General features: G+C 60.5%; 23 protein-coding genes. 8 read left to right on the forward strand and 15 right to left on the reverse strand.

The genetic code is table 11. From position 1 onward, the window contains the following. Positions 1-28: 28 nt before the first annotated feature. From PL597_RS11195 to PL597_RS11205, 3 genes are all read left to right on the forward strand, one after another. Positions 29-838: an ATP-binding cassette domain-containing protein gene (locus PL597_RS11195; protein ID WP_271365191.1), complete on the forward strand. Its 810-nt coding sequence runs from the start codon at positions 29-31 to the stop codon at positions 836-838. 246 nt (positions 839-1,084) lie between these two features. Then, entirely contained in the window at positions 1,085-1,612 is a 528-nt protein-coding gene (locus PL597_RS11200) for a DUF992 domain-containing protein (protein ID WP_077984755.1), read from the forward strand. Positions 1,613-1,710: 98 nt separating this feature from the next. Beyond that, complete coding sequence (locus tag PL597_RS11205; RefSeq protein ID WP_271365192.1) at positions 1,711-2,109, forward strand: c-type cytochrome; 399 nt, start codon at positions 1,711-1,713, stop codon at positions 2,107-2,109. Positions 2,110-2,112: 3 nt separating this feature from the next. Here PL597_RS11205 and recX read toward each other — a convergent pair whose 3' ends face one another. From recX to PL597_RS11235, 6 genes are all read right to left on the reverse strand, one after another. Further along, a complete protein-coding gene (gene recX, locus PL597_RS11210; protein WP_271365193.1) occupies positions 2,113-2,703 on the reverse strand; it encodes a recombination regulator RecX in 591 nt (196 codons plus the stop codon). A gap of 70 nt (positions 2,704-2,773) precedes the next feature. Continuing rightward, complete coding sequence (locus PL597_RS11215; RefSeq protein WP_271365195.1) at positions 2,774-3,694, reverse strand: SMP-30/gluconolactonase/LRE family protein; 921 nt, start codon at positions 3,692-3,694, stop codon at positions 2,774-2,776. Positions 3,695-3,729: 35 nt separating this feature from the next. After that, positions 3,730-4,677 carry an ABC transporter permease gene (locus tag PL597_RS11220; protein WP_137412528.1) on the reverse strand — a complete coding sequence of 316 codons (948 nt, stop codon included), beginning with the start codon at positions 4,675-4,677 and terminating at the stop codon, positions 3,730-3,732. After that, a complete protein-coding gene (locus tag PL597_RS11225; protein WP_077984760.1) occupies positions 4,674-5,615 on the reverse strand; it encodes an ABC transporter permease in 942 nt (313 codons plus the stop codon). The genes PL597_RS11220 and PL597_RS11225 overlap by 4 nt, the downstream gene beginning before the upstream one ends. Next, positions 5,612-7,075, reverse strand: a complete 1,464-nt coding sequence (locus PL597_RS11230; RefSeq protein WP_271365196.1) for a sugar ABC transporter ATP-binding protein — start codon at positions 7,073-7,075, stop codon at positions 5,612-5,614. Before PL597_RS11230 ends, PL597_RS11225 begins: the two co-directional genes overlap by 4 nt. A gap of 92 nt (positions 7,076-7,167) precedes the next feature. After that, entirely contained in the window at positions 7,168-8,184 is a 1,017-nt protein-coding gene (locus PL597_RS11235; RefSeq protein ID WP_077984853.1) for an ABC transporter substrate-binding protein, read from the reverse strand. Between the two features lie 303 nt (positions 8,185-8,487). Between PL597_RS11235 and PL597_RS11240 the strand changes: the two genes are divergently transcribed. Both PL597_RS11240 and PL597_RS11245 read left to right on the forward strand, forming a co-directional pair. Next, positions 8,488-9,723, forward strand: coding sequence for a GAF domain-containing sensor histidine kinase (locus PL597_RS11240; RefSeq protein ID WP_271365198.1), 1,236 nt, complete (start codon positions 8,488-8,490; stop codon positions 9,721-9,723). A gap of 1 nt (position 9,724) precedes the next feature. Beyond that, the gene (locus PL597_RS11245) at positions 9,725-10,447 is read left to right on the forward strand and encodes a response regulator transcription factor (RefSeq protein ID WP_137412523.1); all 723 of its coding nucleotides are present in this window, start codon (positions 9,725-9,727) and stop codon (positions 10,445-10,447) included. 107 nt (positions 10,448-10,554) lie between these two features. Here PL597_RS11245 and PL597_RS11250 read toward each other — a convergent pair whose 3' ends face one another. Together PL597_RS11250 and PL597_RS11255 are read right to left on the reverse strand one after the other, a co-directional pair. Then, the gene (locus PL597_RS11250; RefSeq protein ID WP_271365199.1) at positions 10,555-11,571 is read right to left on the reverse strand and encodes a DNA topoisomerase IB; all 1,017 of its coding nucleotides are present in this window, start codon (positions 11,569-11,571) and stop codon (positions 10,555-10,557) included. A gap of 104 nt (positions 11,572-11,675) precedes the next feature. Next, positions 11,676-12,902 (reverse strand): PQQ-dependent sugar dehydrogenase, encoded by a 1,227-nt coding sequence (locus tag PL597_RS11255; protein ID WP_271365201.1) that lies wholly within the window; start codon positions 12,900-12,902, stop codon positions 11,676-11,678. A gap of 185 nt (positions 12,903-13,087) precedes the next feature. Between PL597_RS11255 and PL597_RS11260 the strand changes: the two genes are divergently transcribed. Continuing rightward, positions 13,088-13,273, forward strand: coding sequence for a hypothetical protein (locus tag PL597_RS11260; protein ID WP_077984766.1), 186 nt, complete (start codon positions 13,088-13,090; stop codon positions 13,271-13,273). On the opposite strand, the gene PL597_RS11265 is transcribed toward PL597_RS11260, so the two are convergent. The 3 genes from PL597_RS11265 to PL597_RS11275 all read right to left on the reverse strand — a co-directional run bounded on the left by PL597_RS11265 (position 13,274) and on the right by PL597_RS11275 (position 15,302). Further along, entirely contained in the window at positions 13,274-13,900 is a 627-nt protein-coding gene (locus PL597_RS11265; protein ID WP_077984767.1) for a class I SAM-dependent methyltransferase, read from the reverse strand. A gap of 7 nt (positions 13,901-13,907) precedes the next feature. Continuing rightward, the gene (locus PL597_RS11270; protein ID WP_191218029.1) at positions 13,908-14,576 is read right to left on the reverse strand and encodes a pseudouridine synthase; all 669 of its coding nucleotides are present in this window, start codon (positions 14,574-14,576) and stop codon (positions 13,908-13,910) included. Positions 14,577-14,714: 138 nt separating this feature from the next. Beyond that, positions 14,715-15,302, reverse strand: a complete 588-nt coding sequence (locus tag PL597_RS11275) for an IMPACT family protein (protein WP_137412518.1) — start codon at positions 15,300-15,302, stop codon at positions 14,715-14,717. Positions 15,303-15,355: 53 nt separating this feature from the next. Here PL597_RS11275 and PL597_RS11280 point away from each other — a divergent pair, with 53 nt between their 5' ends. Beyond that, complete coding sequence (locus tag PL597_RS11280) at positions 15,356-16,594, forward strand: TIGR03862 family flavoprotein (RefSeq protein WP_271365203.1); 1,239 nt, start codon at positions 15,356-15,358, stop codon at positions 16,592-16,594. On the opposite strand, the gene PL597_RS11285 is transcribed toward PL597_RS11280, so the two are convergent. The 3 genes from PL597_RS11285 to PL597_RS11295 form a co-directional block, all read right to left on the reverse strand. Further along, entirely contained in the window at positions 16,591-17,652 is a 1,062-nt protein-coding gene (locus tag PL597_RS11285; RefSeq protein WP_137412516.1) for a quaternary amine ABC transporter ATP-binding protein, read from the reverse strand. The two genes, PL597_RS11280 and PL597_RS11285, sit on opposite strands and share 4 nt — an antisense overlap. Continuing rightward, entirely contained in the window at positions 17,645-18,532 is an 888-nt protein-coding gene (locus tag PL597_RS11290; RefSeq protein WP_077984771.1) for an ABC transporter permease, read from the reverse strand. Before PL597_RS11290 ends, PL597_RS11285 begins: the two co-directional genes overlap by 8 nt. A 221-nt stretch (positions 18,533-18,753) precedes the next feature. Beyond that, a complete protein-coding gene (locus tag PL597_RS11295; protein ID WP_269826957.1) occupies positions 18,754-19,752 on the reverse strand; it encodes an ABC transporter substrate-binding protein in 999 nt (332 codons plus the stop codon). A gap of 364 nt (positions 19,753-20,116) precedes the next feature. On the opposite strand from PL597_RS11295, the gene PL597_RS11300 reads away from it, so the two are divergent. Further along, positions 20,117-23,092: a PAS domain-containing protein gene (locus tag PL597_RS11300; protein ID WP_271365205.1), complete on the forward strand. Its 2,976-nt coding sequence runs from the start codon at positions 20,117-20,119 to the stop codon at positions 23,090-23,092. A 21-nt stretch (positions 23,093-23,113) separates the two neighbouring features. Here the strand turns inward: PL597_RS11300 and PL597_RS11305 are convergent, their stop codons facing one another. Further along, positions 23,114-24,058: a 2-hydroxyacid dehydrogenase gene (locus PL597_RS11305; protein WP_137412514.1), complete on the reverse strand. Its 945-nt coding sequence runs from the start codon at positions 24,056-24,058 to the stop codon at positions 23,114-23,116. Positions 24,059-24,181 lie beyond the last annotated feature (123 nt).

Below are 24,181 nucleotides of genomic sequence, written 5' to 3' on the forward strand. Positions count from 1 at the left end.
TTTTGAACGGTGTACGGAGATGATAACAATGGGTCAGGCAGCGCTTGCCGTCGATGATGACGATATTCCGCTCTTTTCTCTCGACGGCGTGACGATGGAAGTGCCGGGCAGGACATTGTTGCAGCCGCTGACGGCCAGTTTTGCGACCGGCAAGACCATTGGCCTGATCGGTCATAACGGTTCGGGAAAATCCACGTTGCTCAAGATTCTCGCGCGCATGCAGGAGCCGACGGCGGGCAGGGTCTCATTCGAGGGTAAGACGCTCGGCGCCTGGGGCAATCGTGAATTTGCGCGAAAGCTCGCCTATCTGCCGCAATATACGCCGGCCGCCTCCGGCATGCTGGCTAAGGAACTGGTGGCGCTCGGCCGTTATCCTTGGCACGGCGCGCTTGGGCAGTTCACCAAAGCCGATCAGGAGAAGGTGGACGAAGCGATCGAACTCACCGATACCGTCGCCTTCCGCGACCGGCTGGTGGACACGCTGTCCGGGGGTGAGCGCCAGCGCGTGTGGCTTGCCATGCTGGTGGCCCAGAATGCCGAAAGCCTGCTTCTCGACGAACCCATCTCCGCGCTCGACATGGCGCACCAGCTCGAGGTGCTGTCTCTGGTGCAGAGGCTGTCGCGCGAAAAGGGCCTCGGCGTCATCGTGGTGCTGCACGATGTCAACATGGCGGCACGTTTCTGCGACGAAATCGTCGCGCTGCATTCCGGCCAACTGATTGCACGCGGAACGCCGCAGGAGATCATGACGCCGGAGACGCTGGAGCGCATCTACGGCGTGCGCATGGATGTCATGACCCATGCCGCCACCGGCCTTCCTGTCGCTTTGCCGTTTTGAGATGTTGCAGCAAAACAACGGCCGGAAACGCTTGCTGTTGATGGTAATTCCGCGCGCATTTGTCGCCCTAACAATGTCTTAATGCCAGCCTACCGCCATCAGACATTGTTAACCGTTTCGCTTTCATCGCCTCCAATTCAATTGTTTTGGATCGATTTTTCGGAACAAACGTTAACAGTGCGGAATTCAATATCCGGAGAGGGCAAGAAGGGCTGCTGCGGGTAGGATAAAACAGGAGAAAACAAGATGAAAAAGGCTGTTGCCGTAACTTTTGCCGCATTGACTATGGGCCTTGGCGGAACCGTTTCTGCGCTCGCCGCCGACCTTGCAAGATATGAGCCGGCTCCGCAGGAGCAGGACGATCGCAACGGCGTCAAGATTGGTTACCTCACCTGCGATATCGGCGGTGGCGTGGGTTACGTTCTCGGCTCGGCCAAGGAACTGGATTGCACCTTCCAGTCCACCATGGGCGCGCGTCGCACCGACCATTACACCGGCGCCATCCGCAAGATGGGCGTTGACCTTGGTTTCACCACGCAGGGCCGTCTGGTCTGGGCCGTTTTCGCCCCGACTGCCGGTTACCACCGCGGTTCGCTGGGTGGCCTTTATCAGGGCGCAACGGCAGAAGTCACCGTCGGTCTCGGCGTCGGTACCAACATCCTCGTTGGCGGCACCTCCGGCTCCATCCAGCTTCAGACTGTCAGCGTAACGGGTCAGGTTGGCCTCAACCTTGCTGCCACCGGCACGTCTGTGACGCTGACGGCCATGAACTAATCGGCGAATTGCCCGGTGTTTTTGACCGGGCATTGTGTCGCATGTCAAAACACGCCCTCTTCGTTGCCAGACGGGGAGGGCGTTGTATTATCCGGATCATGATTTCCGTCTTCAGACAAGCCGCGGCCGTGGCCGCGTTTTCCCTCCTTCCTGCGGCAGGCGTCTTTGCCGAGGGGGATGCTGCGCGTGGTGAGAAGGTTTTCAGCCGCTGTTCCACCTGCCATAGCATCGACGCACCGCGTACCCGCATGGGGCCACATCTGATGGGCGTGGTCGGCAGGCCGATGGCGGGCGTGGCCGATTACGGTCATTATTCACAGTCGCTGAAAGACGCAGGCGCATCTGGCCGGGTCTGGACAGAAGAAGAATTGCAGAAATTCATCGCCAGCCCGAAAAAGGCAATCCCCGGAAATGCGATGCGCTTTTTCGGGCTATGGAGCGAAACCGATATTGTTGATCTAATCGCCTATCTGAAGACGCATCCCCTGCCGCAGTAAATGTTAAAGCGGCGCGTCGGAGAGGATGTCCTCCGCCTCTTCCGCTGTCATCGCCATCACCTTCGCGCCGATTTCAAAACTGAAGCCGTTGCGGGCGAAAGCGGAAAATTCCTTGGCCTTGCGCTTTTCGTCCGGTTCGACACGGCGATAAGGCCCAAAGGCGCGTTTGCGCGCGAAAATGACGGCGGCGACCAGATCGTTGGTCTCCTGCAACGCGGCCGTGGCCGTTTCCCGGGCGACGCCCTTGATCTGGAGTTTCTGCGCCAGCCCGCGTTTTGACTTGCCGCTGCGCTGGCCGCTTCGCACGGTGATTTCCGCAAAAGCCGTATCGTCGAGCGCCTTGATGTTGTAAGCGAAGGTCACCGCAAATTCGCCGAGCGCCTTCACCTGTGCCGCGCTGATATCCTCGAATTTTTCCCGGGCCTTGCGCATGATGGCGTCGCGCAGCTGCTTTTCCGTCATCATGCGCTGTTGCAGCCGGTATAGAGCGGAATTGCGCGCCCAGGAAAGCATACGGCTGGTGGGCTCGATGGCCTGTGCTTCGTCGTCGAACTCCATATCGTCAGTCAGGAAGGGGCTGGAATCGTCACTCATGGCGCATTTATAGCGCGCTTGAGCCGTCTTGCCAGTTCCCTCCCGGCCTGAATTCTCCGGTTTCGGTGTCTCAGGGCGTCTGTGCGCCGGTGGCGGCGACATAAACCGAATAGAGCGATTTCGTTGCGGTGATGAACAGGCGGTTCTTCTTCGGGCCGCCGAAGGTGAGGTTCGCCACCGTCTGTGGCACCTTGATCTTGCCGATCAGCGTACCGTCAGGCGCAAAGCAATGAACGCCGTCGCCGGCGCTGGTCCAGAGATTGCCAGCCGTGTCGAGACGGAAGCCGTCGGGCAGCCCATTGTCGAGGTTGCAGAATTCCCGGCCGTTGGTGAGCTTCGCGCCGTCCACCACATCGAACACGCGGATATGGCGCGGGCGGGATACATCATGGCTATAGGAGCTGTCGGCGACGTAGAGCTTCGTTTCGTCGGGCGAGAATGCAAGGCCGTTCGGCTGCACGAAGTCGTCGATGGCGATATCGATCTTTCCGGTTGCGGGATCGAGCCTATAGACATTGCGGGTCTTCTGCTCCGGCTCGGCCTTGTAGCCCTCATAGTCTGAAAGAATGCCGTAGGTCGGATCGGTGAACCAGACGCTGCCGTCGGATTTCACCACCACATCATTGGGAGAGTTCAGCCGCTTGCCGCCGTAGCTGTCGGCGAGAACCGTGATCGAGCCATCGACCTCGGTGCGGGTGACGCGGCGGCCGCCATGTTCACAGGAGACAAGTCGTCCCTTCCGGTCGCGGGTGTTGCCGTTGGTGAAGTTAGAGGGCTGGCGGAATACCGATATCCCGCCATCCGGCACCCACCGCAGCATGCGCTCATTGGGAATATCGCTAAACAGCAGGCAGTTCAGATCGGCGAACCAGACGGGGCCTTCGGCCCAGCGGCAACCGGAATAAAGCTCTTCCAGTTCCGCATTGCCGACGATCAGGTGACGGAAGCGGTCATCGTGGATTTCGTAAGGGGAGGTCGTGTCTGTGGTCATGAGCGTAGTCCGCTTTTAGCCGTGTCGTTCGGGGTTCAGCGCGTGGCTTTGGGGCCGCTTGCCAGAAGGATGACGGAGATGATGATGAGGCCGGTGAGGATGAGGCGGATGCCGGCGCCGAAACCATAGGTGTTCAGCATCGACACCACCAGGAACATGAAGAGCGAAGCGCCCCAGATGCCGGGAACATTGGAATCCCCACCCGCCACCGCTGTGCCGCCGATGACGACGACGGCGATGGACATCAGCAGATATTCCGAGCCCATGTTGAGCGCAGCACCGCCGGAGAAGCTGGCGAGCAGATAACCGGCAATCGCCGCCAGCACCGCGCAGAGCACATAGGTGACGAAACGGGCGCCGTCCACCGGAATGCCGGTCATGCGGGCAGCGAAGGTGCTCTGGCCGATGGCGGAAATCCAGCGGCCGTAAAACGAGCGGTCGAGAAGCAGCCAGGCGATGACGGAAAGCAGCAGGGCGACAAGCGCCACGTTGGGGATGCCGAAGAAGCTCGACGTGGCGAATGTGGCCAAAGTGTCCGGCGGCTTGATGCGCAGGCCGCGGTTCGACCAGATGGCGATGGATTGCACGATGAAGCTCATGGAGAGCGTCGCGATGATCGGCGGGATGCGCAGGAGCTTGATCAGCGCATAATTGCCGATGCCGATGGCGATGCCGATCAGGATGGCGATCAGCAGTCCAGGCAGAATGAGACCGTCCGACACATCCATGAATTTGAGCGCCAGCGTGCCTGACAGCGTCATTGTGGCGGGAACGCAGAGGTCGATATTGCCGGGCCCGAGCGTGATGACGAACATCTGGCCGATGCCGACGATGACCGAAAAGGCCGCGAAGGTGAGTGCTGCATGCGACAGGCCGAAGGAGCTTGCGCCGCCGGTGAAGAGCACGGTGACGATCCAGACCGCAACAGTTGCGGCAAAGGACCAGATCCATGGTTTTCTGGTGAGGGAAGAGAGCCCGTTCATTGGTTTTTCTCCCGTTTTTCAAGACGGTTGAGCAGGATGCGCAGCGCCAGCACGATGATGAGGATCGCCCCTTGAGCGCCGATCTGCCAGTCGGGCGAAATGCGCATGAAAGAGAGGAACGAGCCGGCGAGCGTCAGCGTCAGCGCGCCGATGACGGCGCCGATGGGGGAGACCCTTCCGCCGACGAATTCGCCGCCGCCGAGGATGACGCCGGCAATCGACAGCAGCGTGTAACGCAGCGCGATATTAGCGTCCGCCGATGTCGTCAGCCCCACAAGAGCGATACCGGACAGCACCGCGAAGAAACCGGCCAACGCAAAGGTGGCGGCGCGGATGCCGATGACCGACCAGCCGGAGCGCTCGACCGAGCGGAAATTGCCGCCGACGCCGCGCATCAACACGCCGAAGGAAGAGCGCATGACGATATAATGGGCGACCGCCGCGATCAGGATGCTGGCGACGATGGCGATTGGCACGAGCGGCGGTTTCGCCGTCATCAGCGTGCGGATGAAGGCAGGCGCCTGGCCGCCGGGCGAGGGGAGGATGAGGACGGCGAGGCCGCCCCAGACGAAGCTCATGCCAAGTGTAACGACGATGGAGGGCAGGTTGCGGATATGGATGATGGCGCCGAGCAATGCATAAACCGCAATCGCACCGGCAAAAATCGCAATTCCGAGGGCGGGCGTGGTTTGCAGGAAAGTGGCGGTTACACAGGCGCAGAAACTGACGAAGGCGCCCATCGACAGATCGAGATCGTTGACCGACATGATCAGCATCTGCGCAATGGTGGCGAGCGCAATTGGCACCGCCAGATTGAACAGGAGGTTCATGCCGGTATAGCTCATGGCGCGCGGCTGCATATAGAAGACGGCGGCTAGCAGGAAGGCGAGCGAGGCGGCGGGAATGATGAGGCGGAGGGCGTTTGCGGAGAGTTTCATGCGTGGTCTTCTCCGGCAAAGGAGGCGGCCAGCACATTCTGCTCGGTAATGTCATCGCCGACGAGTTCCGCCTCGATGGCGCCGTCGCGGAACACATAGACCCGGTCGCAGAGACGGATTTCATCCATTTCGGTGGAGTACCAGATGAAGGTGCGGCCGTTCGAGGCTTCGGTTCTCAAGATGTCGTAGACCTCCTGTTTGGTGCCGATATCAACGCCGCGCATCGGGTCGTCCATCAGAACGGTGCTGGCGGTGGTGGCGAGCGCGCGGGCGAAAAGCACCTTCTGCTGGTTGCCGCCGGAGAGCGAAAGGATCTTGTTGCCCATGTCGGGCGTGCGAATTTCGATGCGCTTTTTCCACTGCGCCCCAAGGTCGGTTTCCCTGCCCCTGTCTACCATGCCTGCTGTTGAAATATCTCTAAGCGAGGCGATGGACAGGTTTTTGAGGATGCTCCACAGCGGAAAAGTACCGTTCAGGGTGCGGTCGCCCGCCACGAAGGCGAGACCGGTCTTGCGCGCGGGCAGCCAGCTATTGTTGCGGGCAAGGTAAAGATCGAGCAGCGCTTCGGTCTGGCCATGGCCGCCGAGACCGGCAAGGCCGACGATCTCGCCGCGAAAGGCCTCGAAGGCAAGGCCTTCGCCCCGGCGTGCCGGCATGGAAAGCACCTTCTCGCCCGCCTTGCGGCTTTCACCCCGTCGCCTGTCCTGTTCCTTGACGACGCTGCCCATGGCCTCAACCAGCGAGCGGGTGGTGAAGTCGGCGGCCTTCCGGTCGGCCACCACCCGGCCATCCTTCATCACCACGATACGGGTGGCCGTCGAAAGAATTTCGCCGAGAATATGCGAGATCAGCAGAACCGATCCGCCCTCACGCACGAAACGGCGGACATAATCCATCAGCTGCTCGGCGAGACCGGCATCGAGGGAGGACGTCGGCTCATCGAGGATCACCAGTCTCGGTGCGTGCGGTATGCGGCAGAAATTGATGGCGATTTCCACCATCTGCCGTTCGGCGATGGAAAGCTCGGCCACGGTCAGCTCGCAATCGACGCCGTGGCCGGGAAAAATTTCATCCAGTGCCTGCCGGATCGTCGTCAGCGCACGGACGCGCCAGTTTCGCCCACCCGCGGAGGCATGCATGATGCGGACATTTTCGCTGATCGTCAGGTTCGGACAGAGCGACAGTTCCTGAAACACGCAGCGAACGCCGTTCGCGCGCGCGGCGGCAATGCCGTGGCGGTTTTCGTTGCCGCCATAGGAAACGGAACCCTCATGTGGCGTTAGCCCACCATTGATAACGTTGACGATGGTGGACTTTCCCGCGCCGTTATGGCCGACAAGCCCGAGGCATTCCCCCGTGCGGATGACGAGATCGGCCCCATCCAGCGCTCTTACCGCGCCGAACACGACCTTCACGCCGCGCGCGGCGACGACTTCTTGCGCCTCGATGATGTCATTCATGAGCAATTACGCCAGTGATCTGAAATTGAATATGGGGGTCGCTGCGGCGCTTCTTTTTAAAGCGCCGCAGGAGAAGTTTGTGAATGCGCGACTTATTTTGTCGACGAAATCACCTTCTGGGCATCCTCAAGCGAATATTCTACATTCGCCACGCCACCCTTCTGGGTGTTCTTGAGGTTCTCCTCAAGATTGGCCTGGTCGATGCGCAGGAACGGAACCGTCAGGTCCTTCTTCACATCCTTGCCGTCAAGAATCTGCTGCGCCACCCAGAAAGCCAGCGTCGAAACACCAGGGGCGATGGAGACCGACATGGTCTCGTAGCCGCTGGCATCCTTCTGCTGTTTCCACCATTGCAGCTCGTCTTCACGGTTGCCCATGACGATGGTGGGGGTTGGACGCTTGGCGGCGGCGAAAGCCTGTGCCGCACCGTAACCGTCACCGCCCTGCGTGACGACAGCGGCGATTTCGGGAAGGCTCGGCAGAATGCCGGCGACGGCGCGCTGGGCAACATCCTGCGCCCAGTCGCCGTTGACCGAACCGACGATCTTGAACTGCGGGTTCTTGGCGACGGCGTCGACGATGCCGGCATGGATTTCGTCATCGACCGAAACGCCGGCGAGGCCGCGAATTTCGAGCAGGTTTCCACCCTTCGGCATCGCCTTGGCGAGATAGTCGATCTGGCTTGCGCCCATCGCCTTGAAATCGACGGCGATGCGCCATGCGCAGGGTTCGGTGACGATGCCGTCGAAGGATACGACGGTGATGCCGGCATCACAGGCTTCCTTTACCGCGCCGTTAAGGGCGGTGGGCGAAGCGGCATTGATGACGATGGCGTCGTAACCCTGGAGAATGAGGTTCTGGATCTGCGCGGCCTGTTCGGTCGCCTGGTTTTCGGCTGTGGTGAAGGCGTCAGCGGCGGCGACCTGCTTGTCGGCAACCGCCTGCTTGGTGATCTTGTCCCAGCTCGTCAGCATCGCCTGACGCCAGGAATTGCCGGCATAATTGTTTGAAAGCGCGATTTTTTTGGCCGACGTATCGGCATGAGCGGTGATCGGCAGAGCTGCGCATGCGACAGCGGCCGATGCCATAAGCATCTTCCTGAAAGCCATTTGATTTCCTCCCTCGTGGCTTGCCCTTTTCGAGCCCGGAATTCTCGCAACACCGCAAATCTCCTCGGCGGCAGGCGGAATTCCTTTGCACTGGAGCTCCTTTCCCCAGTAAAAGCGAGAATGACCAAGAAGATTTGGCTTGTATAGGCGGATCACGGCAATCTTCCTGCGGGTTTCCGCAGAAAGCATGCGGGAACCCGCAGGACGAAACGCCGCCGCCGGGCGCAGAATGAACGGTGCGGCGCCCAAGGGATTGAATTCGCCGCGATGGTCGAAGGCAGGCGCTTGGGAGGGCGTCCGCACATGCTGGATACGCCGAAAAGCGCTCTTTTTCATCATTATATGGGCATTTCGCGGCTGCTTGCCGGGCAGCTCGAATTCAACGCCATCATCCAGGCGGTCGCCACCGAGATCGGCCATATCATCCCGCATGACCATATGGATGTCTGCATCAAGCAGCTGGATGACAAATATCACATCGCTTATGAGAGCGGCCTCGTCAGCGCCTGGAGCCGGCAGCCGCCCGCCCTTCTGACCGGCAGTCCGATCCGGACACTGCTGTCAGGCGAGGTGGAATACCTCTTGAGCGGCGATGCCTGCTCCGATCCGCGCTTTCATTTCGAAGGGTCGTTTTCGAGCCCGATCATCGAACTTAACCTGCATAGCCGGCTGCATGTACCGATGAAGGTGCATGGCGACATTATCGGCGCGCTGAGTTGCTCCTCCCACCAGTCGGACGCCTATACGATGGAGGATGTGGCGAATGCCCGCGCCGTCGCGGATTTGCTGGCCCCTTATTTTTACGCCATCCGCGCCGCCGAGCAGGCCAAACGCTCCGCCATCGAGGAGGCGCGCGCCAATGCTCGCGAAGAGGGCCTGCGGCTGGGCGCGCTGCAATTGACGGAGGCGCTGGAGGCCGAACGACAGCGTATCGGCATGGATCTGCACGACCAGACACTGGCGGACCTGACGCGGCTGGCGCGGCGCATCGAGCGGATGAGCCATTCGGCCGATGTTTCCGGCGAGATGCTGGAACCGGTGGTGCGCAGCCTGCAGCATTGCATGCAGGACCTGCGCGAGATCATCGAGGAGGCAAAACCCTCGATTCTGCAATTGTTCGGTGTCGTTGAGGCGATCGAGACCTATGTGGACCGTTCCGTGCGCGACAGCGGCTCGGTTATAGATTGGTCGGTCACGGATGAGACGGACGGGCTGGTGGAGAGGCTCGACAAGACGGTGGCCATCTCGCTGTTCCGCATCGTGCAGGAGGCGGTCAATAACGCCATTCGCCATGCCCAGCCGGAAACCATTGCCGTGAACCTCACCGCCGTCGATGGCGGGCTCAGGGTGACGGTGAGCGATGATGGCAATGGCGGCGGTGACGGCGCGGCTTCCGGCGGCCTCGGCATCGGCAATATGAAGACGCGGGCGCGGCTGATTTCGGCGAGATTCGATATTGGCGGCAATCGCAACGGGGCGGGCACATGCATCACCGTGACCCTGCCGGAAGGTGCTTTCGATCACCGGGAGGATGTGTGACATGGATGTGCTGATCGTCGAAGACGATGCGCTGCACCGCGCCTATTTGAACGAAGCGGTGCGTGCCGCGCTGCCGGAATGCGACAATGTGCTGGAAGCGGCGAACGGCAGGACCGGCGAGAAGCTTGCGCGGGAAAACCGGGCCGCCCATATTGTCATGGATTTGCAGATGAACGAGCGCAACGGCATCGAGGCGGCGCGCACCATCTGGAAGGAAAGGCCGGATACCCGCATCCTGTTCTGGTCCAACTATTCCGACGAGGCCTATGTGCGCGGTGTTTCCCGCATCGTGCCGGAAGGCGCCGCCTATGGCTACGTGCTGAAATCGGCCTCCGATGACCGCCTGCGGCTGGCGCTGCGCAGCATCTTCATCGAGGCGCAATGCGTGATCGACCGGGAGGTACGCGGCCTGCAGGAAAAGAGCCTGGGCAAGGCCCATGGCTTCACTGATTCCGAATATGAAATCCTGATCGATGTCGCGCTCGGCCTCACCGACAAGGCGATTGCCCGCCGTCGCAACCTGTCGCTGCGCAGCGTGCAGAACCGGCTGCAAAGCCTCTACGAGAAGCTGAACGTGCATCAGGCAGCCGGTGACGACGAGGCGGAGGGGCGATATAATCTCCGCACCCGTGCGGTTACCGTCGCTTTCCTGCGTAAGCTGTTGAATTACAGCGCACTGGAAAGAGCCGAACGGGAACTGGCGGAATGGGCCGGCGGCCGCTGAGCCCTAGAGCACATCCGCTCTAAACGGAAGCGGCGGATGTGCTCTATCTTTTCGTTTTATCGCATTATCCGGACGTAAAACCGCTACGCACTTTTACTGGAAATGCTCTAAGGCAGGAAGGCCAGCAGCCGTCTTTCATCCGCCCTGAGGCCGGAGACGGGCTTTGCCCCGACCTTCAAGATGCGGCCAAGTTTTTTCTGCGCTTTTTCTTCTGTGGCGATATCGAGGACGGCCGGGTGCACATAGCTCTTGCGGCAGATGGCGGGCGTGTTGGAAAGCTCTGATGCGGCCGCCTGACACATGCCCTTTATGCTCGGTTTCTCACCCGCTGCGACGTGCTCCATCGCGTTGCAGAAGGCTGCCAGTGTTCCGCCCCAGGTACGGAAGGTCTTGGCCGAAATGCCCTGACCGCCAATGCGCGAAAGATAGGCGTTGAGGTCGCTGGAATCGACGGAATGCACCCGGTTTTCGCTATCCTGCCAGACGAAGAGTTCCTTGCCGGGCAGGTCGGAGATCTCCTCGAGGATTTTCTGAAGGCGCGGGTGGCGCAATTGCCGTTTTACCTTCTGCCCGCCCTTGGCGGCAAATCGCAACTCGATAGTTTCACCGAAGGAGACGTGCCGCTTGAGCAGCGTCGTTGCGCCATAGGTGCCGTTGGTTTCGAGATAGGAGCGGTTGCCGACGCGCAGATAGGCGGCATCGAGCAGCAGTGTGAGCGCTGCAAGCGTCATTTCCTGCCCGTGGTCCTGTTTTTCTATATCGGCGATGGCGCGGCGGCGGATGGCGGGCAGAGCCTTGCCGAAGCTTTTGAGCTGGAAAAATTTCGTCTCGCCCCGGAACGCGTGCCAGTCGGGATGATAGCGATATTGTTTTCGTCCCCGGGAATCGAAGCCCGTAGCCTGCAGATGGCCGGCGGGGTCGATGCATATCCAGACGTCCCTATAGGCGGGCGGCACGCCGAGCGCTTTGATGCGCTTCAGTTCGACGCTGTCGGAGAGAAGCTCGCCGCCCGGCAGGCGGTAACAGAAACCGCGCCCGCGTTTTTCCCGGGCAATGCCCGGCTCCTGATCGTTGACATAGGCAAGTCCGATTTTGGCAAGAAGGCGGGTTGGCGGTTGTGGCATTGTTTTTCCCGGCAGGTTTCACGCTGCGGCAAACGAAAAACAGGCCGCCTTCGTTCCGGCGGCCTGTCGCTCCAATCGTGAGTTTTCTCAGCCGGTCTTTTTAATCAGCCGGCCTTGGCGATCCGCAGAATCTGTGAGTTCCCGCCGCCGCGCTCTTCGGTCACGGCATAGATCGCGCCATCCGGCCCGACCTTCACGTCGCGAATGCGCGCCTCCAGCGGCAACCGGCTTTCGGTCGCGACCCTGTCGCCATCGATATGCAGGATGACGAGACCCTGGCTTACCAGACCGCCGACGATGAAAGCGCCCTTCCATTCGGGGATCTGGTCGCCGTCATAATAGGCCATGCCGGAGGGGCCGATGACCGGGTCCCAATAATAAACCGGCTGTTCCATGCCTTCTTTTGCGGTAACGCCTTCGCCAACCGACCTTCCGCTATATTCGACGCCATAGGTGATGACCGGCCAGCCGTAGTTCAGGCCGGCTTTCGGCATGTTCAGCTCATCGCCGCCGCGCGGGCCGTGTTCCACGGTCCAGAGCCTGCCTTCTCCGTCCAGCGCTGCCGCCTGCAGGTTGCGGTGGCCATAGCTCCAGATTTCGGGCAGGGCGTTCTGTTGGCTGGCGAAGGGATTGTCTTCAAAGGCCTTGCCCTTTGTATCGATGCGGAAGACCTTGCCAAGCCCGCTCGACAGGTCCTGCGCCTGCACGCGAGGCTTTGCGTCCGAACGTTCTCCGACAGTGACATAAAGCTCGCCGTTTGGCCCGAAAACGAGGCGGGAGCCGAAATGCTTGTCGCCGTCGTAGGTCGGCATCTGACGGAAAATAACCGATACATCGTCCAGCTTTGCCGCGCCGCTTTCCTCGGTCAGTTTTGCCGAGGCTACCGACGTGCCATTGCCGCCATCGCGCGGTTCGGAGAAGGAGAAGAAGATCGTGCGCGATGTTTCGAAATCGGGAGCCAGCGCGATGTCGAGAAGTCCGCCCTGTCCGTCGGACGCCACCTCCGGCACACCTTCTATCGCCGGGCCGGCCTTGCCGTCGGCGACGATATGCATGGCGCCTTCCTTGGCCGCGACGATCATGCGGCCATCTGGCAGAAACTCCATCGACCAGAGATGCGGCAGGGCGTCAGCAATCACGGTTTTTTCAACGCTTGGCTGCGCGGCGGCCTGCGGCGCGCGGGTCTGCCCCTCAAAAGCCGGTTTCTGATCCGGCGCGTTCGGCCGTTTCGTTTCGGCAGCCGGGGCCTGGGCCTGCGCAATCCCGGCAAGCGGCATGGTGAGCAGCGCGCACAGGATCGTCGAACTCAGAAATCGGTTGTTGTGGAACATGGGTCTCCCTTCCATCGTTTACGTCTGGTCGAGAACCATTTGGGGAGCATTTCGTTTCCTGCGATAGTTTCAAGAAAACTTGATCATTGCGTGTGCAGACGGCACGCTCTTTTCTCATCCATGCGAATTCATAAGGAACCGCCGGCCTGCGGTCACGTTTTCCTCTTTGTTACACGGAGGGTGCCATGCAGATCATCGACAACAAGACCGTAGACGGGAACAGAGCCAAGCCGATCCTCAACGTCGCGGAATTCTGCCGGCGTTACCGGCTGGACAAGGCCGAGGAAACTCGGCTCAGAAAGCTGTTCGGCGAATTTGCTTCGCGGCACGAGCTTCTGATGAATGCGCAGCGCAAGCCGAGCTTTCGCTGATCATTCTTGCCGGTCGATAGATTTTCCGAAGATCATGAAGACATCATAGCGGGTGTTCTTGCCCGTTATCTGATGCGAAGGCTTGCGAATGCCCGGCATCGGATCGGCGCGGAGCGGCCATTTCAGAACCACCCGCTTCGTTGCATTCTCCAGTGCAACCTCCATCAGCTCCACCTGGTCCGGGTCGGAGCCAACCAGTTCCCTCAGCACCCGCATCTCCTTTTTCACCAACGCCGTGTTGTGGCGCGGCGGATGCATGGGGTCGACGATCACCACCTCCGGTGAAAGCTCTTTCAGCAACTGGCGTGAATCTCCGTGAAGCAGCGTCATGCGCGCCGCCGCCTCGGCATAGGCGCCGCCCGCCTCCAGCGCGCGGCGAATGCCATCGGCGAGGTGAGCATGCATGTCCGGCGAGCGTTCGATGAGGGTCACTTCCGCGCCGAGTGAGGCAAGCAGAAAGGCATCCCGCCCGAGCCCGGCCGTGGCATCGACGATTTTTGGCATGCGGCCTTTGGTGAAACCGGCGGCTTTCGGCAGGGCCTGCCCGCGCCCTTCGCCGGAGCGGAAACGGTGCCCGACCGCGCCGCCGACAAAATCCACCACGAAGCTTTCGTTTTGTTCCTTCATCTGGACCTCAGAACGGGCAGGGTACGGTATAGGTGACGTCACGGCCATCGGGATGGCGGAACCCGACCTCCTGCGCATGCAGCATCAGGCGCGGCGCGGCGGCGAGCGCTTCGCCTTCGGCGTAAAATTCGTCACCGAGGATCGGATGGCCGAGCGCCTTCATATGCACCCGCAATTGGTGGGTGCGGCCGGTAAGCGGGGTCAGCGCCAGTCTGGTTGCGGGAAGCGGCAGTCGCTCCAGCACCCGCCAAAGGCTCTGCGCCGGTTTGCCGTTTTCTTGGTCGACCCGGTGACGGGGCTTGTTTTCGGGATCGATGGCCAGCGGCAAATCCACCTCGCCCTCTTCGCCCGCGACATCTCCCCAGACAATGGCCACATAGGATTTGCGCGTCTCACGGTTTTCGAACTGCGACGCAATCGCCGCATGCGCCTTGCGGTTCAGGGACATCAGCACGATACCCGATGTGTCCTTGTCGAGCCGGTTGATCATCAGCGCTTTCGGGAACTGTTTCTGCACACGCGACATCAGGCTGTCCGAAAGCGCCGGATCGCGCCCCGGCACGGAGAGAAGCCCGCTTGGCTTGTCGAGCACCAGAAGATCGTCGTCGCGGTGCACGATGGTGAGCCAGGGGTCGAGCGGCGGATGATAGACGGGGTTGGAAAGCTTGGATGACATGTCGCTTCCTTAGCACGAATTGCGCATTCGGACAGGCGCGAGAGCATTCCCAGGAAAAGTGGAACCCGGTTTTCCGTCCGGAAATGCGCCAAAACAAAGAGTTAGAGTGTTTTCGCGATTCGAAGAAAAGCGAAAACTTTAGTCGGGAATATGGAGATTGACCCGCCCGCTGGTCAGGTCGCTGAGAAGACGGGTAAGCCGTTCGGCTTCCTCGGCCGGAACCGAGAGCAGCATATCCGCGCCGGCGCCGGTAAAATCTTCCCTTTCCAGACGCAGGTTCGGTGTGGCGGAGAGGCGCGATTTCACCAGCGCCAGATCGGAGAAAGGGCAGCTGAGCGTCGCAATGACATAGGCGATGACCGGTGACGTCTCGCCAAGTCGCAGGCAGGCAGCCGCGGTGCCGCCATAAGCGCGCATCAGGCCGCCGCTGCCCAGGAGAATGCCGCCGAACCAGCGGATGACGAGAACGGCGACATTATCGAGTGTCTGGCCGTCGATGGCCTGAAGGATCGGTTTTCCGGCCGTTCCCGAGGGTTCGCCGTCATCGCTGAAACGATAGGCCTGGCCGCTTCGCCATGCCCAGCAATTATGGTTCGCATCCGGATCGGAATGCGCCGCAAGAAAGTTCTTCGCATCCTCTTCACCCGTCACCGGCGCGGCAAAGGCGATGAAGCGGCTTTTCTTGATATCCTGCGAAAAGGTGACGGGTCGGTCGAGCGTGAACATGGGCGTTTCAATATCGCATATATTCGCATGCGGAAATCGGTATAAGGCTCGGAATGGCGAAGATGGCGATGGAGAGGGTTTTGGCAAAGGCGAGGCAGGTCGCGATTATCGGCGGCGGACCGGCGGGGCTGATGGCGGCCGAGATGCTTTCGGCCGCAGGCCATGCCGTGACGGTGTTCGAGGCGATGCCGACCGTGGCGCGTAAATTGCTGATGGCCGGAAAATCCGGCCTCAACATCACCCATGCCGAAGACTACGACAGCTTTTGTCACCGGTTCGGCGATGCGGAACCGAGGCTGCGTGCCGCTCTCGATGATTTTACGCCGGATAGGCTGCGCGACTGGGCGCAGGGGCTGGGGCAGGAAACTTTCGTTGGCACTTCGGGCCGGGTGTTTCCGACCGTCATGAAGGCCTCGCCGCTGCTGCGGGCATGGCTCGCCCGGCTGGAGGCGCAGGGGGTGACGATCAGGACGCGGCATCGCTGGACGGGTTTTTCCGGCAAGCACCTGGTTTTCGCGACACCGGAGGGCGAGATCACCATCAAGGCCGATGCCGTTCTTCTGGCGCTCGGCGGCGCAAGCTGGCCGCGTCTCGGCTCCGATGCGGCATGGGTTCCGGCGCTGGCGGAGAAAGGCGTGGCGCTTTCCCCGTTCCGCCCCTCCAATTGCGGTTTTGACGTCGACTGGAGCGATGTCTTCCGCACGCGTTTTGCGGGTGAAGCGGTGAAATCCACGATCACCATTTCGCCGGCAGGGGCCTTTCAGGGCGAATTCGTCATCACGAAGCATGGTATTGAGGGCAGCGTTATCTACGCCCATTCCGCTGCGCTGCGCGACCGGCTGGAAGAGGCGGGCAAAGTGTCCCTCGCAACCGATCTTGCGCCCGGACGTACGGTGGAACGCCTCATCCGCGATCTGGCGAAGCTCGGGCGGAAGGAGAGTTTTGCAAACCGCATGCGCAAGACGGCCGGCTTATCGGCGGTGAAAGTCGGGCTTCTGCGGGAAATTTTTCCCGACATCGCCGCCATGCCGGATGAGTTCGTCGCCGCGAGAATAAAACATGCCGAAATACCGCTCTTGCGGCCGAGACCGATTGCCGAGGCGATTTCATCGGCCGGCGGCGTGGCGTGGAACGGTCTCGATGGGAACTACATGCTGGAAATGCTCCCCGGCATATTTGCTGCCGGGGAAATGCTGGACTGGGAAGCGCCGACCGGCGGTTATCTCTTGACCGCCTGTTTCGCCACCGGCAAGGCCGCTGCAAAGGGCATGGCCGCGTGGCTCGAAACTTAGCCTGACAGCCGTTCCGCCATGCCTGCATCTTCGCCGGAAGCGGTTCTGACGAGGCAGCGCATGATGGCGTCGGTGGTGACGGCGCCGAGCGCCTTGCCGTCTTCACCGACGACCGTGGCGCTGCTGACATTTTCCCGGACGAGCGCACGCAGACCCTCTTCGACCGTCATGTCCGCGTCGAGCTGAAGCCGCGACTGGCCGGAAAATTCCGGCTGGACGACGGCGCCGAGGCGGATGACCCGGCCGCGATTGACCTCCTCCACGAAGGCCTCGATATAACTGTCGGCAGGCGACATGACGATTTCGGCGGCGGTGCCCTGCTGAATGATCTCGCCGTCGCGCAGGATGGCGATCTTGTCTCCAAGCCGCAGCGCCTCGTCGAGATCGTGGGTGATGAAGACGACGGTCTTTTTCAGTTCCTTCTGCAATTCCAGCAGCACCGTCTGCATGTCGACGCGGATCAATGGATCGAGTGCCGAATAGGCTTCGTCCATCAAAAGGATTTCGGCATTGTTGGTCAACGCGCGCGCAAGGCCCACACGCTGCTGCATGCCGCCCGAAAGCTGGTTCGGATAATGGCTGGAGAAGCCTTCCAGCCCCACGCGCCTGATCCAGACTTCCGCCCTTTCCTCCCGCTCGCGCTTGTCGACGCCCTGCACCTCGAGACCGTAGACGACATTCTGCAGCACGTTGCGGTGTGGGAGCAGCCCGAATTTCTGGAACACCATCGCCGTCTTGTGGCGACGAAACTCCAGAAGGTCCGCTTCGTTGAGGCGACAGACATCGGTGCCGCCATAGAGGATTTCACCGGCGGTCGGGTCGATCAGCCGGTTGACGTGGCGGATCAATGTCGACTTGCCCGAGCCGGAAAGGCCCATGATGACGGTGATCTGTCCGCCCGGCATGGTGATGTTGATATCGCGCAGGCCGAGCACATGACCATGTTTGGCGTTGAGGTCCGCCTTGGACATGCCGGCCTTGACGGGTTCGACATAGTCGGCCGCCTTGGGCCCGAAAATCTTGTAAAGGCTGCGAATTTCGATCGATTGACTAGCCATGCGCCACTTCCCGGTGTTTTTGCAGGCGAAGGCCATAGGCCTGGCTGATGCGGTCGAAGATGATGGCGATGCCGACAATGGCAAGCCCGTTGAACACGCCGAGCGTGAAATACTGGTTGGCGATTGCCTTCAGCACCGGCTGGCCAAGACCCTGCACGCCGATCATGGAGGCAATGACGACCATGGCGAGCGCCATCATGATGGTCTGGTTGATGCCGGCCATGATGGTGGGCAGTGCGAGCGGCAGCTGCACCTTGAAAAGCTTCTGGCGCTTCGAAGAACCGAAGGCGTCCGCTGCTTCCAGCACATCGCTGTCGACCATGCGGATGCCGAGATTGGTGAGCCGGATCATCGGCGGAATGGCGTAGATAACAACGGCTATGACGCCGGGCACGCGGCCGATGCCGAGCAGCATGACGACGGGAATGAGATAGACGAAACTCGGCATCGTCTGCATGACGTCGAGAATGGGATTGACCACGCTCTGCAGGCGGTTGGAGCGCGCCATGGCGATACCGATCGGCAGGCCGACAATGATGGACAGCACGGCGCAGACGAAGATCATCGAGACCGTCTTCATCGTGTCTTCCCACATGCCGAACCAGCCGATGGCGAAAAGAATGCCGCAACACAGCGAAACAATGGTGGCGCTGCGGCTGCCGAACCAGGCAAGCACGCCGACAATAAGAATAACGATCGGCCAGGGGGTTCCGATCAAAAGCCTTTCCGCCCAGATGAGAAAGCTCTGGAGGGGAGTGAAGAGCCCCTCTATCGCGCCGCCATAGGTTCGGGTGAAGCCCCGGAAACCTTCGTCGATGATTTTTTTCAGCGCGCGCAGAGCATCGTCATTCATGGTCGGAAATTTGAAAAGCCATTCCATATCCTGTTCTCCATGACGAACCGGAGGCGGGGATCGATATCCTCCGCGCTCCGGGAGTAAAATCGCAAGAGCGCCGCGCGTCCATCAGAACGAAAGGGCGGAACGCTCTGTTGAGCCAACGCATCGTCACCGGAAAGCCGGAAGGCGTTCCAGAGCCGATGCGGGTGCGGCGTCGCCGCTGGCGGACGCCGTTTCCCAGGCAGATATGCAGGAACCAGCTTTTAAAGGGCGGCCTTGACCTTTTCCGCGACATCGGGAGATACCCAGCCTGTCCACAGTGCTTCGTTTTCCTTCAGGAAGTGCTTGGCACCGTCTTCACCGGTCGCCTGGTTGTCGGTCATCCAGGCGATCAGCTTGTTGACGGTGTCGTTGGTCCAGGCGCGCTTGTTCAGATAGTCCATGGCTGGGCCGGCGCGGTCGGCAAAGTCCTTGCTGACAAGTGTCTGTACGTCATCCACCTGCCATGCGTTCGGCTTCGGGTCGGCGCAATCGGCAACCGAGGTGCAGCGCTTCCATTCGGCGGCATCATAGTCGGTGCCGAAGCCGAGCTTCACCATCTCGTATTTGCCGAGCAGCGAAGTGGGAGCCCAATAATAACCGACCCATGGCTGCTTGGCTTCATACGCCTTGGCGATGGAGCCATCGAGACCTGCGGCCGAGCCGGTGTCGACGAGGGTGAAACCGGCTTTTTCACCACCGAAAGCCTTGAAAAGCTGTGCGGTGACAACCGTGCCGCCCCAACCCTGCGGACCGTTGAACACGGCGCCCTTGGACTTGTCTTCCGGCGCGGGGAACAGTTCAGGGTGCTTGAAGAGGTCGGGAATGGTCTTGAGATCCGGATTGGCGTCGGCGACATATTTCGGAATCCACCAGCCCTGGACCGCGCCGTCCGAAAGGATCTTGGCAGCTGCGACGACCTTGCCGCCTTCCAGGCCGCGCTTGACGATTTCCGGCTGCAGGCTGACCCAGGCTTCCGGGGCGATATCCGGCTGGCCTTTTTCGGCCATGGAGGTCAATGTCGGCACAGTGTCGCCTGTCACGATTTCGGCGGAACAACCATAGCCGTTGTCAAGAATGAATTTATCGAGGCTGGCGGCGACTTCGGCGGATTGCCAGTTCATGCTGGCAATCGTCACGTTTCCGCAGTCGGCGGCATAGGCTGCGCCGCCTGAAAAGGCGAAGCCGGCTGAAAGAATTGTGGCACCCAAAAGTATTTTCATTTTTGTTCCCTCTGGTCGCGGTGTGGCGAAGACCCGGGTGCTGACGACACCGCGACCGCCAGCACTCTTATTGAGGCTTAATAATTTCTTTGTGGCCATTCCGTTTGCGGCAATTTCTGGCGTATTGAGGATGCCAATTCTCAGACTACCCGCTTTCCCCGGGGGGGTATGAGTAAATTTTCCGGTGCGAAGGCCCTGAATTTTCATGCTCTTTAGCGGATGCGACAGGAAATTTCCGGCACTGTGGAACTTTTTCGATTTTTTGAAAAAACTTCTGGAACAATCAGCGGAAGTTTCTGTTTTCGTGGACTTTTCTCTCGTCATATATTACGGGAGATTTCCTCTCGATTTGTGGTGATGTTGAATGACCAATCTTCGTGCTGCCCCGGTATGGCCGATCGGCGGCGGTGAAACGGGTGAGCTTGTGCGCCGCTTCGACTGGTCGAAGACATCGCTCGGTCCTATTTGCGACTGGCCGCAAAATCTGAGGCAAAAAGCCAACTCCGTCGTCAATTCCCCTATTCCGCAGGTGCTGATGTGGGGCAGGGATCATGTGATGATCTATAATGACGGCTATGCGGAGATCGCCGGCAATTATCACCCGCAGGCGCTGGGGGGAACCGTGCCCGGCATCTGGCCGGAAATATGGGACTGGAACAGCCGCATTCTAGAAGCCGGTTTTCGCGGCGAGGTCATGGCCTATCGCGACCAGCCGATGACGCTGAAGCGGCATGGCGTGCCGGAAGAGGTGATCTTCGATCTGTTCTACACGCCGATCTACAATGAAGGCGGCACGGTGGACGGCGTTTTATGCACCGTGCTTGAAAATACCGACAAGGTGAAGGCCCTGGAGGCGCTGGAGCAGAGCCGCAAGGAGCTGAGCCGGCTTACCAATGCCCTGCCCATTCTGGTCGGATATGTCGACCGTGATTATGTTTATAAATTCGCCAATGACGGCTATCTGGAATGGTTTGGCCGCCGCGCCGACGAGGTGATAGGCCGCAGCGTTCCCGAAATCGTCGGCGAGGCTTTTTTCGAGGCCCGCAGGGCCTATCTCGACCGCGCACTTAGCGGCGAGAAGATCGTTTCGGATACCGTGATCAGCAGACCCGACGGCACGGCGCGCGCCGCCGAAATCCGTTATGTTCCACGTTACATCGCCGACGGCTCCATCGACGGCATTTATGTGCTGATCATCGATATCGAGGATCGCAAGCGCTCGGAGCGGGAAATCCTCATCAGCAACAATCGCTTCCGCGCCGCGGTGGACGCCGTTCACGGTGTGCTGTGGACCAATAGCGCCGAAGGAAAGATGCTGGGTGAGCAACCCGCCTGGAGCGCTTTGACGGGCCAGACTCCAGAAGAGTATCGGGGTTTTGGCTGGGCGGACGCGGTCCATCCCGAGGACAGGCAGGGGTCTGTCGACAGCTGGAACAAAGCGGTCGCCGAAAAGTCGACCTATATCTGGGAGCATAGGGTGCGCCGCCACGACGGCGTCTACCGCACGTTTGCGATCCGTGGCGTGCCGATTTTCGACAAGGCCGGTGCGATCGCCGAATGGGTCGGCGTCCATACGGATGTCACCGAACAGCGGCGGGCCGAAAATACCCTCAAGGAACATGCGAGCAATCTCGAGCGTGAAATTCGCCACCGCATCCGTGCGGAAGAGCAGCTTCGCCAATTGAACGAAAGCCTAGAGGCGCGTGTCGAGGCGGAAATAGCGGAGCGCCGCCAGGCCGAAAAGGCATTGCAGCAGGCGCAGAAGATGGAGTCCATCGGCCAACTCACCGGCGGTGTGGCGCATGATTTCAATAATCTTCTTCAAGTGATCGCCGGCAATCTGCAATTGCTCTCCAAGGATGTGATCGGCAATGAACGTGCGGAGCGGCGGCTGGAAAATGCGCTTGCCGGTGTCCATCGCGGCGCAAAACTGGCCAGCCAGCTTCTGGCCTTCGGCCGCAGGCAGGCATTGGAGCCGCGTGTCATCAATATTGCCCGTTTCGTGACCGGCATGGACGATCTGCTTCGCCGCTCGCTTGGCGAGGCGATCGAGGTGGAAGTCATCACCTCGGGCGGTCTGTGGAACACCTATGCCGACCCCAACCAGGTGGAGAACGCTCTTCTCAATCTGGCCATCAATGCGCGCGACGCCATGGAAGGGCAGGGCAAGCTGACCATTGAGGTCGGAAATGCGGTTCTCGACCGCGATTATGCCCGCAAGCACTCGGAAGTCTCGGCGGGGCAATATGTGATGCTCGCGGTCACCGATACGGGGTCGGGCATGTCGCCGGAGATTCTCGAAAAGGTCTTCGAGCCGTTCTTTTCGACCAAACCGGAAGGCAAGGGCACCGGGCTGGGGCTTTCGATGGTTTATGGTTTTGCGAAGCAGTCCAGCGGCCATGTCAACATCTATAGCGAGGTGGGGCAGGGCACGACGGTGAAGATGTATCTGCCCCGCTCCGCCGCCGATGAGGACAGGGAAGTTGTGACGCCGAACGGTCCCGTGGAGGGCGGAACCGAAACAATTCTTGTGGTGGAAGATGACGAGGAAGTGCGCAACACCGTTGTCGAAACATTGGGCGATCTCGGCTACCGCGTGCTCACCGCCCGTGATGCGCAGGCCGGTTTGACCGTGGTGGAAAGCGGCATTCCAATCGATGTCATCTTCACCGACGTGGTAATGCCCGGACCGTTGAAAAGCCGGGAAATGGCGCGCCGCGCGCAGGAACGGCTGCCCAATCTCGCCGTTCTCTTCACCTCGGGTTATACGGAAAATTCCATCGTGCACGGCGGCAAGCTGGATGCCGGGGTGGAGCTTCTCTCCAAACCCTATACGCGGGAAGCGCTGGCGCGGCGCATTCGCCACGTCATCGCCAACCGCAAACAGGTGTCGTTGTCGAGAGCGCAGCCGACGTCTGCGCCGGATTCTTCGAAACCTTCCGAGCCGGTCAGGGCGGTCGAAAATAAAAACCGGTCTATACGCGTTCTTCTGGTCGAGGATGACGAGCTGATACGGATGAATTCGATGGAGATGCTGTCAGAGAGCGGCTTTGCCGTCGTCGAGGCCGGAGATGCGGCGCAGGCGCTAAAGGTTATTGAAGCGGATCAGGTCGACGTTCTCGTCACCGATATCGGCCTGCCGGACATGAAGGGCGGCGAACTGGCGGTGGAGGCCCTGCGCCGAAAGCCAGGGCTTGCCATTGTTTTTGCGACGGGGGATAGCCATTTGCCGGAAGGAGCGCCGGCAAGCGCGGTTCTCCTGACCAAGCCCTATGACGAACAGCAGATTGTCGCGGCCGTCAAACAGGCCCACACGGCAAAGAGCGCGGCGACGCAATAGGCTGGTCGCCGCTTTGCCGGCTCAATAACCGCGGGCCATGTCGACCGTTTCCGGCAGCCCGCCGGTCTCGCGCCATGTGCGCACATTGCCGGCCACGATGCGGGCCGAACTTTCCCGGCTTGTCGGCGCGGAAATATGCGGCAGGACGGTCACTTTGGGGTGTTGCCAGAAGGCGGAAGCAGCGGGCAAGGGCTCCTGCTCGAAGACATCGAGAACGGCGTGCGAAAGCCTGCCGGAATCGAGCGCTGCAATCAGGTCATCTGCGACTATCACTGCGCCGCGGGCGAAATTGATGAGTGCCCCGCCCTGCTTCATTGCGGCGAGACGCTCGGCGTTCAAAAGACCGCGCGTCGCATCGGTAAGCGGCACGAGGCAGACGAGAATGTCGCTCTTTTCCAGCAATGCCTGCAGCCCGTCATCGCCGGACAGCGTTTCCACGCCATCGACCGCCTTGGCCGAACGGCTCCAGCCAGCGACGTTGAACCCGGCATGGGTGAGGCGCTCCGCCGCAGCCGTGCCGAGCGCCCCGAGGCCGAGGAGACCGATGGTCATCTCGCCGGGGTGGCGGTAATCCAGCTCCTGCCAGAGCGCCTTTTTTTGGTTTTCGCGATAGGCGGGCATATCGCGTTGCAGATAATAGGTCCATGCCAGCACGGCTTCGGCCATCACACGCGAAAGCTCAGGATCTTTCAGCCGAACGATGGGAGGAGCCTTTTCGCCCAGTTCCAGCACCAGCCGCTCGACACCCGCCCACAGGCTGTGGATCCATTTGAGGCCCGGAAGCGCCGCGATATCGGCAGGATCCGGATTGGCGACGATGGCGAAATCCACCTGGTCTTTCTGTTCCGCGCTCAGTTCGGAAAAGGAAAGAATGTTCTCTTCCGGCATGGCGGCGCGCAGCGCCTGCTTCCAGACGGTCTCCGTTTCCGCATTCATCCGCGAAACAAAGGCTATGGGTGATGGCATGAGACTGATCCTGCTTGCGATTTTAGCTTCGCGCCATCAATGCGCAATTTCGGCTGACAATACCATGGGTTAGTCGTTCGAATCGTCAACGGAATGAAACGGCCCGGTTTTCACCGGACCGTT

The sequence above is a fragment of the Agrobacterium sp. ST15.13.013 genome (assembly GCF_027956525.1).
Classification (GTDB): domain Bacteria; phylum Pseudomonadota; class Alphaproteobacteria; order Rhizobiales; family Rhizobiaceae; genus Agrobacterium; species Agrobacterium salinitolerans.

Coding starts and splice junctions, on each gene's coding strand:
- PL597_RS11195 (WP_271365191.1), top strand. CDS start 29: ATGGGTCAGGCAGCGCTTGCCGTCGATGATGACGATATTCCGCTCTTT.
- PL597_RS11200 (WP_077984755.1), top strand. CDS start 1,085: ATGAAAAAGGCTGTTGCCGTAACTTTTGCCGCATTGACTATGGGCCTT.
- PL597_RS11205 (WP_271365192.1), top strand. CDS start 1,711: ATGATTTCCGTCTTCAGACAAGCCGCGGCCGTGGCCGCGTTTTCCCTC.
- recX (WP_271365193.1), bottom strand. CDS start 2,703: ATGAGTGACGATTCCAGCCCCTTCCTGACTGACGATATGGAGTTCGAC.
- PL597_RS11215 (WP_271365195.1), bottom strand. CDS start 3,694: ATGACCACAGACACGACCTCCCCTTACGAAATCCACGATGACCGCTTC.
- PL597_RS11220 (WP_137412528.1), bottom strand. CDS start 4,677: ATGAACGGGCTCTCTTCCCTCACCAGAAAACCATGGATCTGGTCCTTT.
- PL597_RS11225 (WP_077984760.1), bottom strand. CDS start 5,615: ATGAAACTCTCCGCAAACGCCCTCCGCCTCATCATTCCCGCCGCCTCG.
- PL597_RS11230 (WP_271365196.1), bottom strand. CDS start 7,075: ATGAATGACATCATCGAGGCGCAAGAAGTCGTCGCCGCGCGCGGCGTG.
- PL597_RS11235 (WP_077984853.1), bottom strand. CDS start 8,184: ATGGCTTTCAGGAAGATGCTTATGGCATCGGCCGCTGTCGCATGCGCA.
- PL597_RS11240 (WP_271365198.1), top strand. CDS start 8,488: ATGCTGGATACGCCGAAAAGCGCTCTTTTTCATCATTATATGGGCATT.
- PL597_RS11245 (WP_137412523.1), top strand. CDS start 9,725: ATGGATGTGCTGATCGTCGAAGACGATGCGCTGCACCGCGCCTATTTG.
- PL597_RS11250 (WP_271365199.1), bottom strand. CDS start 11,571: ATGCCACAACCGCCAACCCGCCTTCTTGCCAAAATCGGACTTGCCTAT.
- PL597_RS11255 (WP_271365201.1), bottom strand. CDS start 12,902: ATGTTCCACAACAACCGATTTCTGAGTTCGACGATCCTGTGCGCGCTG.
- PL597_RS11260 (WP_077984766.1), top strand. CDS start 13,088: ATGCAGATCATCGACAACAAGACCGTAGACGGGAACAGAGCCAAGCCG.
- PL597_RS11265 (WP_077984767.1), bottom strand. CDS start 13,900: ATGAAGGAACAAAACGAAAGCTTCGTGGTGGATTTTGTCGGCGGCGCG.
- PL597_RS11270 (WP_191218029.1), bottom strand. CDS start 14,576: ATGTCATCCAAGCTTTCCAACCCCGTCTATCATCCGCCGCTCGACCCC.
- PL597_RS11275 (WP_137412518.1), bottom strand. CDS start 15,302: ATGTTCACGCTCGACCGACCCGTCACCTTTTCGCAGGATATCAAGAAA.
- PL597_RS11280 (WP_271365203.1), top strand. CDS start 15,356: ATGGCGAAGATGGCGATGGAGAGGGTTTTGGCAAAGGCGAGGCAGGTC.
- PL597_RS11285 (WP_137412516.1), bottom strand. CDS start 17,652: ATGGCTAGTCAATCGATCGAAATTCGCAGCCTTTACAAGATTTTCGGG.
- PL597_RS11290 (WP_077984771.1), bottom strand. CDS start 18,532: ATGGAATGGCTTTTCAAATTTCCGACCATGAATGACGATGCTCTGCGC.
- PL597_RS11295 (WP_269826957.1), bottom strand. CDS start 19,752: ATGAAAATACTTTTGGGTGCCACAATTCTTTCAGCCGGCTTCGCCTTT.
- PL597_RS11300 (WP_271365205.1), top strand. CDS start 20,117: ATGACCAATCTTCGTGCTGCCCCGGTATGGCCGATCGGCGGCGGTGAA.
- PL597_RS11305 (WP_137412514.1), bottom strand. CDS start 24,058: ATGCCATCACCCATAGCCTTTGTTTCGCGGATGAATGCGGAAACGGAG.